Source organism: Flavobacterium sp. CF108, assembly GCF_900129795.1.
GTDB lineage: Bacteria > Bacteroidota > Bacteroidia > Flavobacteriales > Flavobacteriaceae > Flavobacterium.
In genome coordinates this window covers 193,702-210,171 of record NZ_FQWW01000007.1, presented here as the reverse complement: position 1 = coordinate 210,171, position 16,470 = coordinate 193,702, and the positions used below count along the sequence as shown (strand labels likewise).

The 16,470-nt window shown below is 33.9% G+C and carries 9 protein-coding genes; 1 reads left to right on the top strand and 8 read right to left on the bottom strand.

Annotated elements, in window-relative coordinates; all coding sequences use genetic code 11:
* Positions 1 to 456: 456 nt before the first annotated feature.
* The 4 genes from BUE10_RS18895 to BUE10_RS18880 all read right to left on the bottom strand — a co-directional run bounded on the left by BUE10_RS18895 (position 457) and on the right by BUE10_RS18880 (position 7,034).
* Positions 457 to 1,770, bottom strand: coding sequence for a hypothetical protein (locus BUE10_RS18895; protein ID WP_083598172.1), 1,314 nt, complete (start codon positions 1,768 to 1,770; stop codon positions 457 to 459).
* Between the two features lie 239 nt (positions 1,771 to 2,009).
* Complete coding sequence (locus BUE10_RS18890) at positions 2,010 to 5,249, bottom strand: TonB-dependent receptor (RefSeq protein ID WP_073487635.1); 3,240 nt, start codon at positions 5,247 to 5,249, stop codon at positions 2,010 to 2,012.
* A 103-nt stretch (positions 5,250 to 5,352) separates the two neighbouring features.
* Positions 5,353 to 6,201: a FecR family protein gene (locus BUE10_RS18885; protein ID WP_073487633.1), complete on the bottom strand. Its 849-nt coding sequence runs from the start codon at positions 6,199 to 6,201 to the stop codon at positions 5,353 to 5,355.
* A gap of 254 nt (positions 6,202 to 6,455) precedes the next feature.
* On the bottom strand, positions 6,456 to 7,034 hold the full coding sequence (locus tag BUE10_RS18880) for an RNA polymerase sigma factor (protein WP_073487632.1): 579 nt from the start codon (positions 7,032 to 7,034) through the stop codon (positions 6,456 to 6,458).
* A gap of 221 nt (positions 7,035 to 7,255) precedes the next feature.
* On the opposite strand from BUE10_RS18880, the gene BUE10_RS18875 reads away from it, so the two are divergent.
* Positions 7,256 to 7,795 (top strand): ATP-binding protein, encoded by a 540-nt coding sequence (locus tag BUE10_RS18875; protein WP_073487630.1) that lies wholly within the window; start codon positions 7,256 to 7,258, stop codon positions 7,793 to 7,795.
* Between the two features lie 342 nt (positions 7,796 to 8,137).
* Here the strand turns inward: BUE10_RS18875 and BUE10_RS18870 are convergent, their stop codons facing one another.
* From BUE10_RS18870 to BUE10_RS18855, 4 genes are all read right to left on the bottom strand, one after another.
* On the bottom strand, positions 8,138 to 9,961 hold the full coding sequence (locus BUE10_RS18870) for an alkaline phosphatase (RefSeq protein WP_073487989.1): 1,824 nt from the start codon (positions 9,959 to 9,961) through the stop codon (positions 8,138 to 8,140).
* Between the two features lie 419 nt (positions 9,962 to 10,380).
* Positions 10,381 to 11,916, bottom strand: coding sequence for a RagB/SusD family nutrient uptake outer membrane protein (locus BUE10_RS18865; RefSeq protein ID WP_073487628.1), 1,536 nt, complete (start codon positions 11,914 to 11,916; stop codon positions 10,381 to 10,383).
* A gap of 18 nt (positions 11,917 to 11,934) precedes the next feature.
* Entirely contained in the window at positions 11,935 to 15,324 is a 3,390-nt protein-coding gene (locus tag BUE10_RS18860; RefSeq protein WP_083598170.1) for a SusC/RagA family TonB-linked outer membrane protein, read from the bottom strand.
* 115 nt (positions 15,325 to 15,439) lie between these two features.
* Complete coding sequence (locus BUE10_RS18855) at positions 15,440 to 16,363, bottom strand: FecR family protein (RefSeq protein WP_073487627.1); 924 nt, start codon at positions 16,361 to 16,363, stop codon at positions 15,440 to 15,442.
* Between the last annotated feature and the right edge of the window lie 107 nt (positions 16,364 to 16,470).

The window sequence follows — 16,470 nt, the reverse complement described above, 5'->3', positions numbered from 1 at the left end:
TAGGCCTTTGGAGAGAGCAGCAAAATTTCTTTCCTTAGGTCTTTCTCGTTTTTGGTAAATTTGTTTTTTCAAACACATCCGTTTTACCGTCCGGGGAGCTTACCTAACTTCCATCTTTCACTATTAGGATTTTTTCATTTCAATGAAAGGATCAACTTCGATTCCCTTTAAAATTTAAATACACAAAAAGATAAATGTCTTTGGATATGATAAACCTAATGCCTTGTCTTCTTTATTGTTTTTTGGCTTAAATTGAAGATTCCGTATATCTGCAGGTTTCATTCTTTTATCTATTTAAATTTTTCAAAGAACATTTTAAATACTCTCAGCAAAAAGAGTTTTTATTTTTACCCAACTTGTTTATTTATTAGTATTAGCTTTTGAAATAACAGAATATCATGGGTGTTTTTTATTGTTAACTTTTTCTTAATACTGCCTGAAAAACTATTTGGAATATTAGAAATTAACAAACTTAGTCCAGTTGTTTGTCCAAAGTGCTTCTGTTTTAAATGCGCCTGTTGCACCAGTAAAATCTAAAGGACCATCATTAAAGAATGGCTGTGTTAAAGACCATTTGTGTCCTGGATTTACGGTTGATGAGACATTTCCAAACCCTAGAACTGTTGTTGTTGGCAATACTGGATTTACATATCCGTGGATTGATACCGCACTCCATAGAGAAGCAGACGATACCGAAGGAGATTCCCAAACAATTCCATGATTGTATCCTGTAACAGTAACATCTCTAAAGTTAATTTGTCCTAGTCTACGCACATGGATACCTTTTTCGTATAAATTGGCAGATGTAGGATTACTTACTCCGATAATTGACATTTGAGAAATTACAGGACGAGTTATAAGAGTTGTTGAACGACCTATAGCATTATTGTCTAATTCGATACCATTAGAATCTGGTACTAAGTTTGGTGCTGTTCCATTATAAGCATGTAAAGAATTTATATCAGCAAGTGCTATCGCTTTAGTGATAGTTCCTGTATAGCCAAGATCAAAATCAAAATTATCATCTTGTGGTGCAAATGAAACTAAATGTGAAGCATTAACTCTTCCTCCAAAAAATTCAAATGAATCATCTAAACTGTATGATACCTGTACATGATTAACCGTTGTAGAAGCTCCAACACCACCAAAAGTAAGACCATTGATTTCTACCCCGTTTGTCCAATCTAAAATTCTACCAGCAAATTCTATACGAACATACGTTATAGTTCCTCCGTTATGAGCTGCATTTGCTCCTCCATAATAAAAATCAGATACATTAGGCTGGTCTCCTAATCCTTCAACAATATCTGTAGTTGATCCCGTATTTGTCTGATCATCACCTAAAACAATAACACCTCCAAAATCCCCAGGAACAGCTGTTGTTGATGCATTGCCATCTAATAAATTGTAGCTGGTAAAAATAATTGGTGAATTTATAGTTCCTTGTGCATTAATTTTACCTGTTTTAGTAATAACAAGAACCCCTTGAGCAACTCCAGATGCAAGAGGCTTGGCTTTAATAAATGTACCTGCCTGAATTGTTAATGTCGCTCCAGATTTTACCCTTAGTACTCCATTAATTTCCCAAACTTTGTCACTTGTCCATGTTGTATTTGTTGTAATATCGCCACTTACTGTTTGTACTACTGCAGGGTATCCACTGTAATCAGCACTTGCTGTCTTTATAGAAAAAGAAGCATCAGACGAATCATCATTTTGGCAAGAGGTCATAATAAGAGCTGCAATTACCAATAGGAAAATATTTTTCATACTAATTTTATTTTTATAATTAAACATGATATTTGATAGTTTAGTAATTTATTAGAGGGTCTTCTTAAAATTTTAAAATAAACTGGTTCAATACATTCAACAGAGTTTTTATTCTCGTTCTTTATTGTATTAGCTTTCAAAAAAGCAAAATATCATGTCTATTTTTATTGTTAACTTTTTCTTAATATCCAGCAGGAAAATACTTATATTTATAAACTTAGTATTAACAATAGCTAATTTTAAAAATCATAGTTTAGAGAAATACTAATCGTTCTTCCTGCAAATGATTTAAATACTACCTGATCAATATCCGGGTCATACTTCTTGGTTGCATTAGCTCCAAGACTGTATCCTGACCTTGGGTTAGATCCCATTGGCACATCTTCTATTTTACTGTAACTGTTTCTATTATTGTAGGTTTGTACGCCTGTATCAAACATATTTTTGATACTGAATTTAAACTGCAGGTCTTTCTTCTTGAAAAATTTATAACTCAGCTGAGCATCTGTTTGTGAATAAGGCATACGGATTTCCTCTGCCGAATAGTCAAAACCAACCAAAATATATTGATCTCCAACAGCATTATGTCTAAGGCTGAATCCAAAACGGTCGCCAACATAATCCATTCCTAAGTTATAAGTATATGGCGACTGCCCGTAAAGCGGTCTGTTCGCTTCATAAAGTTCTCCGTTACCCTCTAGACTAACGTATGAAGTAACTTTTGTATCATTTACAGAAGCATTTCCGTAAACAAACAAATGTTTTAAAAGATCACCTTCACCTAAAAAAGAAAGACTTTTATAGAATTCTAATTCAACTCCCCAAAGTTTGGCTTTATTTGAATTAATATTGTAGATATCCCTAAAACCTGATGGATTTAAAAAACCTACAGCTTCAATTGGATTATCGATATCTTTATGATATATCCCAAAGGATAAAATTTCTCCTCCAGAAGGAAACCATTCTAACTTTAAATCATAATTATTAGCAACGCTCGAAACTATTCCGTCTGTATAATTGTAAATTTTAGCAGCGCGAAGCGGGTCATAATATGGAATACCTAAGCGTTCTGCAAATTGCGGACGTAAAACTGATTTATTGTAACCCAATCTGACATTCATTTTATTAGTTGGACTGATAATTAAACTGGCAGATGGCAGAAATTGCCATACTTTATCATCTCCTTGTACTTCAGAAAAACCACTAGGATTTTCAGACTGGCTTTCTATTTGAGTATATAAATAGCTTTCTGCCCTTACTCCCCAAACGAATCTTACGTATTGACCAATTTTATCATCGAGCATTAAATAAGGAGAATGCACCTTAACATCTCCAACATATCTATTACCATAGATACCATATTTTTGCCAGCCAAAACCGCCATAATAGTAATTTGAGCCATCTAAAAATTCTGGTAAAGGTTCGTAAATTGTTACACTAGTAGCTGCCTGGCCAACCGTAATCAATTTTGCTGATTCCTGTTGATTGGTTGCTTTTTTATAAGTACCAAAATATCCTGCCTTGATATCGTTTGTAAAAGAATCACCAAAATTCAAAACGTATTTAAAATTAACTGCCCAATTGTAATCTACTTCGTCATTTGTAAAATAACTACGGCTAAATGGAAATCTCTGTTTAGTGTTATCGACACTATAAGCTGACAGAATATCATCACCTACTTTTACTCTCCCAATGTCTACAAATGTTGCGTCTTTGGTATCTTTTCTAACGTTTCCATACGCTCCATACCAATTGACTTCTAACTTATCAAATTTGTGATTTCCTTCAATTTTATTCTGAATAAAAGTCGTGTAAACAGGGTAATTAGATTCAGATGTGGTAGGCAAATTTTGGCCGCTTAATATATCTGGAATATAAGTACCATCTGTCCAGCCGCTAATTTGCGTTAATTGATTATTGTAGATGTGCATAACGGTGTTACGCATTGTAATTTTATGGTTGTCAAGCTGAATTGCAGCGTTAAACATACCGCCTAATGTTGAATTATAATTGTAGTTGTTTCCTGAGTTTCTAAAACCGTATCTTGTAAAAGTTGAATAAGCTCTATCTTTGTTCTCTTCTTCAAATAAAGAATTCTTTTGGTAACTTCCTCTTTGAGTGTGTTCAATTTCTAAGGTTTCCTGCGTGTTTTTAAAAATAAAAGAACCTACAAACCCCCATTTGTTATTGTCTTTTAATTTATAAACACGCCCTAAACCAAACTGAAGCGTAGTTCCCGGTGCTCCATATGTTTTATAAGTAGTAAAATTATCTTGGGTAAATAGTTTAGAATATGCAATAAACGGTCCAGATACTGCCTCTGTTGTTGGCGGATCTATTGTTGTGTGATTAGTAGGATAATTACGTCTTCCGTCATCAAATCCCCAATAATCGTAATCACCCTCCTGTTTTGATAGTCTCTCTTTAAAAGTACTCTTGCTGTTATAAGAATTACTAATAGAAAAATTGGTGAAATTTTCTTTTGGGATATCTTTTGTTTTTACTTCTACATATCCTCCGGCAAAATTAGCGTACATATCTGGCGTAGCAGATTTACTTACTACGATACTCTCTACCATTGCAGTTGGAATAATATCAAAAGAAAAGTTTTGCTGATAAGCATCAGTACTTGGTAAAGCGATTCCATCCATAACGGCCTGATTCCATCTTTCTCCCATCGAACGTACTACAACATATTTATCATTTACAGTTGTAACTCCCGTGATACGTTTTAAAGAAGCTGCTACGTCTCTATCAGGAGTTCTTGCGATTTGTTCTGCCGAAATACCATCAGAAAACTGGGCAGCCTTTTTTTGTTGAATTAACATTCCTTCAACCGAAGCTGTAGCCTGCTTATAATTTTGTACAATGATTACTTCATTTAGCGATTGTGCATCTTCCTTTAAAGAAACAACTAGTGGTGTCTCTTCTCCATCCTGCACTTTTACATGAGTAATTTTTTGAGTTTGAAAAGAAATCACGCTTATCTCAATAGTATATTCTCCGGCTTCAAGCTCTAAAGTATAACTGCCATCAATATCTGATTGTGCGCCGAAACCTGTTTCAACAACTTTAATATTGGCTCCAGGAAGCGAAAGTCCATTGTTATCAACCACCTTTCCTACAATTTTCCCTCTCCTTTTTTTTTTAACTGCGTCGTTTCTTTTAACCGCAATATTATTGTCTGTTCTTCTAAAATCTAAATTGGTTAAGGTTTGTAAATCATTCAGTACTTCATCGATTGTTACATTATCTTTTTTTAAGGTAACAAGCGGAAAACTTAAGTCAAGGTCTTTTTGATAAACAAATTGATAAGGTGTTTGTGATTTTAAATTATCAATGATTTTTTGAGGCGAAGAGTTTTTAAAATCAACCGATACGGTTCCTGTTTGCGAATAAATAGTGTTTGTTCCGAGAAAAAATCCCAAAAGCAAAATCCAAATGGCAGTAAAATAATGCCTGGAAAAATCATTGTTCATAGTTGAAATTGTTAGTTTATGTAATTAATTTTAATAAGATATTTTGCGTTAATTATTTCGTAATTTTAAAATAATGGCTGTGTAGACAATAAATTGTTGTTTATTATTTACCGATTATATAAGTGCTGTTTCCGGCCGGGCTGATATGTATTTCTAAAGCAAAAGCAATGGTTTGCAGCGTTTCATAAAAACCTTGTCGGGTATCCAGAGTTCCCTGTATTTTTAGATTTTTTAAATCATCATCCAGATAATTCACCGTAAACTTATGGTCGCGTTTTAGTGTTGTAATAACCTCATCAAGGGTTAAACCATCAACATATAGTAAAACATTTTTCCACTTTGGTTCAAAACTGTATGTTTTCTCTTTATTAACAGTAGCCGTTTTTTCGGCATATATGGCTCTATAACCTCTTTCAAGGAAAACAGTATTTTGTGTACTTTCAACTTTTACTTTTCCTGTTCTTACGCTTACCTGAGCATCATTGTCATTGTAGGCTTTAACATTGAATGAAGTTCCCAAAACAGTTGTTTTTACAGCACCAGAAGTAATAATAAACGGGCGTGTAACATCTCGCTTTACCTCAAAAAAGGCTTCTCCTCTTAAAGTTACATTTCGTTCCTTTTTGGAAAATTTTGCCGGATAATCTATTACTGTATTTTGATTCAGCCAAACTCTTGTACCGTCAGGCAGAGATATAAGGCGTATATCATCTTTAAAAGTTATGGTTGAAGTAATTTTAGGCTTAGATAAATCTAATCGATTAAAAGAATGATAGCCCCCAATAGAAAGAACTACTACAGCACAAGCAGCGGCAGTCCAATTATAAAGGTTTTTATATTTATGAATTGTAGACTTCCGAATGTTATTCCACATTCTGGCTTCTGTATCATTTGGAAGAATACCTCTATTAGGTATAGCATTCCATTCTTCTTTTAATTTTTTATTTCTCATTTAGATTTATTTAGAATCGAAAAATCATGCGCGAATCTCCCCGATTCAACTACATTAGGTTTTCATTCTTTTAAATATCACGGGGTATTGTTACTATTAACGTTTTCTTAATCTGCGAGAAGATTTGGCAGCATTATATTGAAAACAAAAAATTAACGGATTAAAATCCGTTTCTACAACATATAATCATTCCTTCGGAATTTAAAAAAGAGCCGAAGGCTCGGCCTATATTGTAGGGCCGGATTTTAATCCGGTTAAGAAATAAATTCAGTCTGACTAATAAAGAAAAGTGTGAACCAATAAAGTTCATGGTTCTTTACCGAATTTTTCTTTAAAAATTGTAACGTTTTAGAGATTTGATTCGCTACGGCACTTGGAGACATATTCATCTCAACTGCAATTTCTTTGTAGCTGCGGTCTTCAAATTTATGAAGGCTGAATATTTTTCTTCTTTTTTCAGGGATTTTATTTAGCAGATATTCGATTTTTTCCAGCTGCGAACTGATATCTTCATCAGGTTCGGCGGCACTGTCGAGTTCCTTAATGAGCTGATCGTCTTCTACAGAAAAAATTCGGTTTTGCTTTTTATACCATTTTGAGATTTCCTGTTTGGAACTTTTAAATAGAATGGCTTCCAGCGTAACATTTGGGTCTAATTTTGCCCGATATTTCCAAAGATGAATAAATACATTTTGCGTCACATCTTCTGAATCTGCAAGCTGCGCTGTATATTTTTTGACAAAACAAAAAACTTTAAAATGGTACAATTCATATATTTCTTTAAAACAAGAATCGTCTCCAGCACGCAACCTTAATATCAAATTAGAACTCATAATGCAATTTTAAATGTTAAAGAAGAGCCTTACAAAAGTATAATAAACATTTATTGGTATTTTTTACAATTTGGTCATTTAATAATTTATTAATATTGAAACCAGTTTCCTGTGTTTAAAGGGTTTTACAGGAGGCTCACGCATTTCTAAAAATTGCTGTATTAGCAAATCATTAAAAGATTTGTAATTTTGATGTACAAATCAGCAAGTAACTCTTCGTAATGAAAATTCATATTTTTGGCGCATCCGGAAGCGGCGTAACGACAACTGGTGAAGCCTTGTCCAAAAAACTAAATATACCTTACTTTGACAGCGATGCCTATTTTTGGGAGAAAACCCAAACTCCTTTTATCATAAGAAGAGATCCTGACGAGAGAAATTCTACTATAAAATCAGATCTCGAAAATCAAGAGAACTGGATTCTTGGAGGTTCTATATTTGAATGGGGCGAAAATGTTTTTCCTGAGTTTGACTTAGTGGTCTTTTTATACATTCCACTAGAAATTAGAATGGAACGATTGAAGAAAAGAGAATTTGAAAGATATGGAAACGTAATTTATACCGAACCGGAAAGAATAAAACAATTTAAGAATTTTATAACCTGGGCTTCTGATTATGATGACAGCAAAGGAATTGCCAGCAGAAACCTGAAAGCTCATGAAAATTGGTTAACAACTATTGAATCACCAATTCTAAAAATATCAGGAGATTTAACAACAAACCAGAGAATTGAGCTTATACTGGAGAAAATAAAATTATAAGCAAAAGAGACTGTCTCAAAAGTCGAGGCAGCTCTTTTATTATAATTACTTTGTTTATTTTAAGTGACTTAATTGATCACTTTTTGATATCCGACTTATCATTCCATAGGAATGTTTCGTAGGTAGAAAAAAATAAAGATCAGCCACATTTGCGTTCCGTAGGAACGGTTGATAGGTCAGATTATTAAAAAACAATGTCAAAATCAAACGTTCCTACGAAACGTAAACCCTTATAAAAATATAATTTTCTACCAATGAAATGTTCCTACAGAACAAGGAAACATTTAAAATAAAAAAGAGGCTGTCTCGGCTTTGAACTGCCTCTTTACTTTTTTGAGAAGATTACTTCTTAGTAATCGCTTCTATTATTTTAGCATAAATCTCTGTATTTTGATAAACACCTGCAAAATTCTGAGCTCCTGCGCCATAAGCGAAAACGGGAACCGAAACTGCTGTATGATCATTGGTGCTAAAACTTCCGTGAACGTATCCTTTTTCAATACTTCCGTCGATTAAGGAAAGTCCGCCTGTTTCGTGATCTGCCGTAACAATTAAAAGAGTTTCAGGATTATTATCAACAAATTCCATTGCCTGCCCTACTAATTTGTCAAAATCAAGCATTTCGCGAACCACATATTCAACATTATTACTATGTCCTCCGTAATCGATCTGTGCGCCTTCTGCCATCATAAAAAACGGATTTTTTGATTTTGCAAAAGTACTTACTGTTTTAGCAAAAGATTTAGTTAAAAAGTCTCCTCTTCCATTTTTCATTGAAACTACCGCAGCATCATCTGCAATAACAAATTTGCTGTTTTTAATTGTATCTAAAGCGCTGAATTTATCTAAAAAAGTATATCCTTTCTCCACTAATGCTTTAGATAAATCTTTACCGTCTTTTCTGGCTTTAAATTCTTTTGTTCCACCGCCAATTAAAATATCCGACGGATTACTTAGAAAATCATTTGCTATGGACTCGTTGTAACTTCTATCCGGCTGATGTGCGTAAAAAGCGGCCGGGGTTGCGTCTGTAATATTTCCTGCCGAAATAATAGCAGTTTTATAATTCTTTTTAGCTAATTGCTGTGTAATTAATTCTAAAGGTTTTCCGCTTTCATCAACGCTTATAAACCTGTTGTTGGTTTTATGTCCTGTTGCCATTGCTGTTGCTCCGGCTGCAGAATCTGTAATATAACTATCAGAAGCTTTTGTTATAGAAAGTCCCTGTGTTGGGATATTAAAAAGGCTTAACTGCCCTTTATTGGCTGTATAACCCGCATAAATCTGCGTTAATCCCATTCCGTCACCAATTAAAAGAATAACATTTTTGGGTTTCTTTTTGGCGAAAGCCGAAACATTTTTAGGAACATAAGCCTGATAAAATTCTGTATTTTGATAAAACGTTGATTTGATATTATTGATGAAATGTGTCAATTCTGAAACATTATCTGTACCAATAAAATCAAGTTTTAAATTCATCAAAGTCATCCACGTATTTACGTTATCTGCCGTGCCCCAAAATCTTATTTTTTTATTTTGATTGTGGGCTTTTTTAATCACTGCCTGAATTTTTTCTAAATCGGCTTGTGTTAAAACACCTTTACCGTTCCAAGGCGTAAACACTTTTATATCTTCACTGATCATTTCAACACGAGCTAATTGCTCCGGAGAATATTCTTCGTTAAGCCTTCCGTCAAAATAAATAAATTCAGGATAATCCTTCCATTGTGCAGGATTTGGTCTGTTTCCTGAAATAACAACCTTAATATTTTTATTTATAATAATGTCAGGAAATGTTTTTAACTGCTGCGCAATAACTTTCAGCGTAGCTTCGGCATCCGATTTAATATCAATCATTAAAATCAAAGGTTTATTGCTTGGATAAGCTTTACTTCCTAAACTTTTTAATTTTAAAGAAAGTGGTTCCAAATACATACTTTTTAATGTATTCTGAGGCGTAATGTCTTTGAAATTATGAGCTACAAATAATTCATTATTTACCACAAAAACATCAGCTTCGATAACGCCGGTTTCGTTAGAATACGCTCCGTAAAACGGAAGCGGACTTGCATAATCATTATGCGAATGAATGTTAGAAGAACTATATTCCTGCGCTTGTACAAACAGGAAGAATTGAAGGCAGAAAAGGGTGAATATTTTTTTCATTGATTTTTTTATTAAAGCTGTTTGGTTTTTGCCACAGATTAAAAGGATTAAAATGATTTTTGAATTACTTTGTGTAGAAGGGTTTTTGCCACGAATTACACGAATTTCCACAAATTTTATTCACAAGAATCAAAAAAAATAATTCGTGTAATTCGTGGCTAAAAAAATCCTTTTTAATCCTTTTAATCTGTGGCTAAAAAAACCATAATAACCAGTCCTTCAAAAAAGACTGGTTTTATAATATTTAATGCTGTAAATTATTTTTTACCGCCTGCAGACTCCACAACAAGCCTGCAGCGTAAAAAAAAAATAAACAAACAAACTAATTAATTGTTAATGGTAAATTGTTAATTATAAATTATTAATGGTTCACGACTAATTGATAATTAACCATTCACAATTCATAATTAACCATTAAATTACCATCCTTGGTTTTGAGTCAAAGCTCCTTTGCTCACTGCGATTTCATCTGGTGGTATTGGCCAAACGTGGTGAATTGCAGGATTGAAATTACGAGCCGGATAAATTACAGTTCCGTTATAATGGTGAAGCGGTTTTGCATAAGCATCTTTTGCATCTCCCCAACGCACTAAATCAAAATGACGGTCTGTCCACTCACCTGCTAATTCGCATCTTCTTTCTCTTTTTAAATCTGTCAATGTTGCTCCTGCAAGATCACCAAGACCTGCGCGGTGACGAATCAAATTGATTTCAGTATCTGCGTTTTGACCTTTCATTAATTTGGCTTCTGCCAGCATTAAAAGCACATCGGCATAACGCAAAAGCGGAACATTTAAAGCAGTTGAAGGTTTGTCTCCGTTTGCATTTACATAACGAATATCTACAGCTCCAGAATTGGTTTTTGGATAACTAAACGGCTCCATGTATTTTTTAAACTGATAACCCGTTCTGTTACTTGAACTTACAATATTTTTACCTTCGTTAAAAGTTACTTCTTCTCCAAAATAAACGAATTTATCTCCTTTTTGAAGTATTGTAGCGCTTCGTCTTTTATCAGTTGGATCATAGGTATCAAACAATTCTTTTGTTGGATAAAAATTCCCCCAGCCATTGTAAGCTCCCCAGCCTTTATCTTCTAAACAAACTCCAGGAAAAATTGAACCAAGACCAGTATTTTCTGCACTAGACGTTACAGACCAAATATATTCTGTAGACCAGTTATTTTTAATTTTAAATACATCTTCAAAATTGTCAAGCAGTTTATGTTTTCCGCTTGCTACAATCATGTTGGCATATTTTATAACATTATCCCAGTCTTTAGCATACAAGTATGTACGAACTAAATAAGCCCAGGCAGCCGTTTTGTGTGCACGCCCATAATTATCTGGTGTAAGCTCATTAAAATATGGTAATAAATCAGCAGCTTTCTTTAAATCAGCAGCGATATAAGCGTAGTTTTCTCCAACGTTTTTAGCACGCGGAACGTAAACGTTTGTAAAATTTTCTCTATCCTGAATAGGAATTCCGGCACGATCGTCTCCATAATGATACGCTAATTCTAAATGCATTACAGCATGATTAAAATAAGCTTCGCCCAGCATTCCGTTTTTTGTTTTTTCATCCAAAGGAATATTCGGAATATTACGAATTACGTCGTTGCAGCGTTTCATAATTTCGTAATGAAGTTTCCAGATATCTTTTGTATCCGATTCTGATCCGTCAACAATAAAATTTTTGATACGTTCTGCATTTTGTCTTGGTTTTGTTCCAATATCGTCACTGGCGTTGTTTAACCAAAAGAAACCACGACCGTACATATTATCATCAGAATACAATGCATAAATCGAATTTACCCCTGCTTGTGCATCTGCCGGAGTTTTCCAGAAATTTCCGCTTGACGGTGCTCCCTGCGGAATAACATCAAGTTCACTTTCGCAAGCTGTGGTGCTTACCAATAGCACAAAACTCAATAATAAAAGACTTAATTTTTTCATTTTGTTTATTTTATATTTTTAAAAAGTAGCGTTTACACCAGTCATATAAATTCGGGAAAGCGGATATTTACCTACATCCATTCCAAAGTTTCTAAGACCAACTTCCGGGTCCATTCCTGAATAATTAGTGATCGTAAACAAGTTTTGTCCAGAAATAAAGAATCTTAGTTTTGCTTTTCCGTTTAACCAGTTTTCTTTAACCGTATATCCTATTGACACGTTTTTTAATCTTAAGAAAGAAGCATCTTCGATATAAAAATCAGAGATTCGTCCAAAGTTATTGTTGTTGTCTGTAGCAGAAAGAACTGGAATATTAGTATCTGTATTGGTTGGCGACCAGGCATTTTTAGATTCAGCCAATAAATTGTAACCTGGGAAAGAACCGTTTAAACCTGTATATTTAACAGCATTGAAAACACTGTTTCCTACCGCTCCGTTAAAAAAGATATTCATATCGAAACCTTTGTATTTGAAGTTAGCGTTTAAGCTGTAAGTTGTTTTAGGAAACGGACTTCCAAGTACTACTCTGTCGCTGTTGTTAATTACACCGTCTCCGTTTTCATCTTTAAATTTAATATCTCCGGCAACTGCATTTGGCTGATATGCCACTCCTTTCGAATTTACGTAGGCTTTTGCTTCTGCAGTACTTTGAAATAATCCATCTGTTGCGTATCCGTAAAAAGCACCAACCGGGCTTCCAACCTGATAAATATTTGATAATGGTAAACTACGAACTCGGCTTAAATTTAAAGGCTCAAGTGAAGTCAAATCATCTTTAATAGAAACAATTTTATTGGTTAAAAATGCAGCGTTTGCCGTTACATCAAATTTGAATTCCCCACGTGTTTTTTGGTATGTTAAACTTGCTTCAAGACCTCTGTTTTCAACATCTCCAGAATTTACAATTCTACCTTGTGGAGTTCCTGAAACCCCAGGAAGCTGATCACGAACCAACATATCTTTGTTTGTTTTTACATAAGCATCAACAGAACCCAATAAAGAATTTTTGAACATCGTAAAATCTAAACCAATGTTGGTCTGCTCTGAACTCTCCCATTTTAAATTTGGATTTGAAAGTTCTCTTTCAGAATAACCGTAATTGATAACCGGAGTTGCTCCAATTAAAGCTGTTGTCTGTGTTAAAGGCACACTAAACTGGTATGGCCCAAGATTTCCTAAATTTCCTATTTGTCCCCAGCTTGCACGAAGTTTTAAATTGCTTACAATTGGGTTAATACTTTTCATAAAACTTTCTTCAGAAATTAACCAACCTGCCGAAACTGATGGATAAACTTTCCAACGGTTATTTTGTAAAAGTTTTGAGGTTCCGTCGCGGCGTACAATTCCTGATAATAAATATTTTTGATTAAAATCGTAGTTTAACCTTCCCACATAAGAAGAAATAATTTCATCAGATAAACCTGCATCAGTCTGCTGAATTACTTTAGCATTTAGTAAATAACGCTGAGATGGATCTTCGTTATCAAAACCAGTTCCTTCAACGGTATAATAATCTCTTTTAGTTTCCTGATACGTATATCCTGCTAAAGCTTTGAAGTTGTGTTTTCCTAATGATTTTTCATAAGAAATAGTCTGCTCGCTCAATAAATCAGTAATGGTCATTGACTTTTTCGTCAATCTGTTAAAGTCGAATATTTTTCCCGGTTCTGTAATTTTAACCGTAAAATCTGTTGCGTTATCTTGTATTCTTGTATAACCCCAGTTTGACTTCACTTTTAATCCTTCGATAATTTCCCATTCAGCATAAGGATTGATTAAAACTGTAGAAACTGGATTTCTGTTGTCTAATCTTTTTAAGTAAGCAACGGGATTAATAACGTCTCCGTAAGATCCAATATATTTTTCAGGAACTCCTCCAAATTGTCCAGAACCATCTTCTCTGTAAATTGTTGCATTTGGCGGATAAAAAATTGCTCCTAAAATTGCTCCTGTATAGGCGCTTGAAGTATTAGCAGACTGACCATCTGTTAAGGAATATGATAAGTTTTCTCCAAGTGTAAAATTTGGGGCCAGTTTAAAAGATGTATTTGCTCTTACTGTATAACGGTTTCCAAAAGTATTTAATAAAATACCTTCGTTTCTTCTATAACTTCCTGAAAGAAAGAAATTTGATTTTTCTGTTTTTCCATTTATCGAAAGAGATAAATCCTGAATTTCTCCTGTACGGAAAATTTCATCCATCCAGTTTGTTTTTGTTGTTCTTGCTGTTGGTTCAAAAGCAGGATCAAAAGCAGGAATTCTTGGTAAACCTGCATTATCTCTTGCAGTATTCATGGCGTCAGCATATTCTGCAGCGTTTAAAACATCTAGTTTTTTAGCCACATTTTGAAAACCTCCCTGATAATTAACGTTTACATTAATTTTATCCGAAATTCCTTTTTTAGACGTAATTAAAATTACCCCGCCAGAAGCTCTTGCCCCGTAAATCGCCGCCGAAGCCGCATCTTTTAAAACACTGATTGAAGCGATATCATTTGGGTTTATAGTATTTAATGAACCGCTGTAGATAATTCCGTCTAAAACAATTAACGGCGTTTCTGCGTTTAAAGACCCAATACCACGAATATTGATTGTTGGCGAAGCTGTTGGATCTCCTCCGTCGTTAATAACGGTAACACCCGCTACAGTTCCCTGCAATAATTCACCCGCATTGTTATACGTTCTGCTTGAAGCTTCTTTCATAGAAACAGATCCTACAGATCCTAAAACTTCATTCTTTTTTACGCTTCCGTAACCCATAACTACAACTTCTTGAAGCTGTTTCATATCGGCTGCTAATTTTACAGTGATATTTTCTGATTTTGTTACTTTTATTTCTTGTGTTGCATAACCAACGTATGAGAAAATAAGTACCGCTTCAGAGGCGTTGATTTCCATTTTAAAAGTTCCGTCAAAATCTGTTGCAGTTGTTGTATTAGAACCTTTATCTTTAATACCTACTCCCGGCAATGGCATATTATCGTCTCCGCCAAAAACAGTTCCCGAAACAATAATTTTGTTTTGATCATCAGTAAGACCGGCTACTTTCTGCGTTTTTTTGATAACGATATTATTGCTTACAATTTCATATCGAAGAGAAAAATTACTGCATATTTTATCTAATGCCTGCTCCAGTTTAACGTTCGTAAGTTTTAAACTGATTTTCTGGTTCGTATTAACTTGATTTGATTCGTACATAAAATGCACGTTAGCTTGATTTTCAATTTTTTGAAAAACATTCTTCAAGCTTTCATTTTCTACTTTTAAGGTTACTTTTTTATCAAAATCAATATTTCCGGCATTTATTAATCCGGTAAAAAACAAAGCAATAAATAAGATTACTTTTGCCCACATAGCTTTTTTAATGCTTTGAAACTTTACGACGTACCGCTTTTGTTTTTCATTCATAGTTTTAAATTTTAAATTTTAGATTTTAGATTTTAAGTTTGGCTTTTAATTTTAGATTTTAGAATTCTGATTTTAGATTTTTTACTTCTCACTTTTTACTATTCACTATTCACTCTTATTGAATTTTATAAACCCCGTCCTCAACTTTATATTCGGCGTTTACAATATTGCATACCAAGGCCACAACCTGATCTACAGGAAGTTCTTTGAAATAGGCATTTATTTTAAGTGCGTTTAGATTCTTGTTTTTAATTTCGATGGCAACATTGTAGTTTCTGTTTATGGTTGCGATAACTTCCGGCATTGGCGTATCTTCAAAAACAATTATATTTTTACGCCATAACGAAATCGTGTTTACCGGAACATCTTTAAAAGCCTGCAGTTTGTTATTTTTTGATTTAAAAACTACTTTCTGACCCGGTGTTACATATACATTTTCTTCTGTAACGGTCGATTTTACGTTTACTCTTCCGGTCATAACAGAAACTTCCTGTGTTCTTTGGTCCGGATAAGCCTGAACATTAAAACTCGTTCCCAATACTTTGGTGTCCATTTTATCAGTGTGGATTATAAAAGGATGTTTTTTGTCTTTGGCTACATCAAAAAAAGCTTCTCCGGTAAGATAAACTTCGCGAGTATCTCCTTTAAATTCTTTTGGATATTTTAAATGGCTTCCGGCGTTTAACCAAATTTGTGTTCCGTCGCTTAAAGTTAGTTTAGCGTGTTCGCCTAACTTTGCTGCATATTCTTTAGTTTCAACAGCATTTATTACTTTTTGGTAAAAGAAAAATGATGTTCCAAATAATACAAATAAGGAAGCCGCAGCTGTCCAATATTTAGTTTGAAGAAAAATAATCTCGTTTGATTTCTTTATTTGTCTTAATTCTTTTTTTAGTTTGGAACGATCTGATTGTATAGTCTCCATATTCTCGAAAGCTTCATTAGTACGATCGTACCATTTATTCCACATTTCTTGTCCTTTTGGAGAATAATTTCCCCCTAAAAAATGTTTTATTTCTTGTTTTAATTTATCAGGCATTATAATTTCTTTATGTCTTTAATAGTATGTCTTGTGAATTGAAAATTCAGGTAGGTTGAAAAGGTTACGCTTTTGTTAAGAAAAAAGTCGGCTTATCAATTTCGGAA

Coding starts and splice junctions, on each gene's coding strand:
- BUE10_RS18895 (WP_083598172.1), bottom strand. CDS start 1,770: ATGAAAAATATTTTCCTATTGGTAATTGCAGCTCTTATTATGACCTCT.
- BUE10_RS18890 (WP_073487635.1), bottom strand. CDS start 5,249: ATGAACAATGATTTTTCCAGGCATTATTTTACTGCCATTTGGATTTTG.
- BUE10_RS18885 (WP_073487633.1), bottom strand. CDS start 6,201: ATGAGAAATAAAAAATTAAAAGAAGAATGGAATGCTATACCTAATAGA.
- BUE10_RS18880 (WP_073487632.1), bottom strand. CDS start 7,034: ATGAGTTCTAATTTGATATTAAGGTTGCGTGCTGGAGACGATTCTTGT.
- BUE10_RS18875 (WP_073487630.1), top strand. CDS start 7,256: ATGAAAATTCATATTTTTGGCGCATCCGGAAGCGGCGTAACGACAACT.
- BUE10_RS18870 (WP_073487989.1), bottom strand. CDS start 9,961: ATGAAAAAAATATTCACCCTTTTCTGCCTTCAATTCTTCCTGTTTGTA.
- BUE10_RS18865 (WP_073487628.1), bottom strand. CDS start 11,916: ATGAAAAAATTAAGTCTTTTATTATTGAGTTTTGTGCTATTGGTAAGC.
- BUE10_RS18860 (WP_083598170.1), bottom strand. CDS start 15,324: ATGAATGAAAAACAAAAGCGGTACGTCGTAAAGTTTCAAAGCATTAAA.
- BUE10_RS18855 (WP_073487627.1), bottom strand. CDS start 16,363: ATGCCTGATAAATTAAAACAAGAAATAAAACATTTTTTAGGGGGAAAT.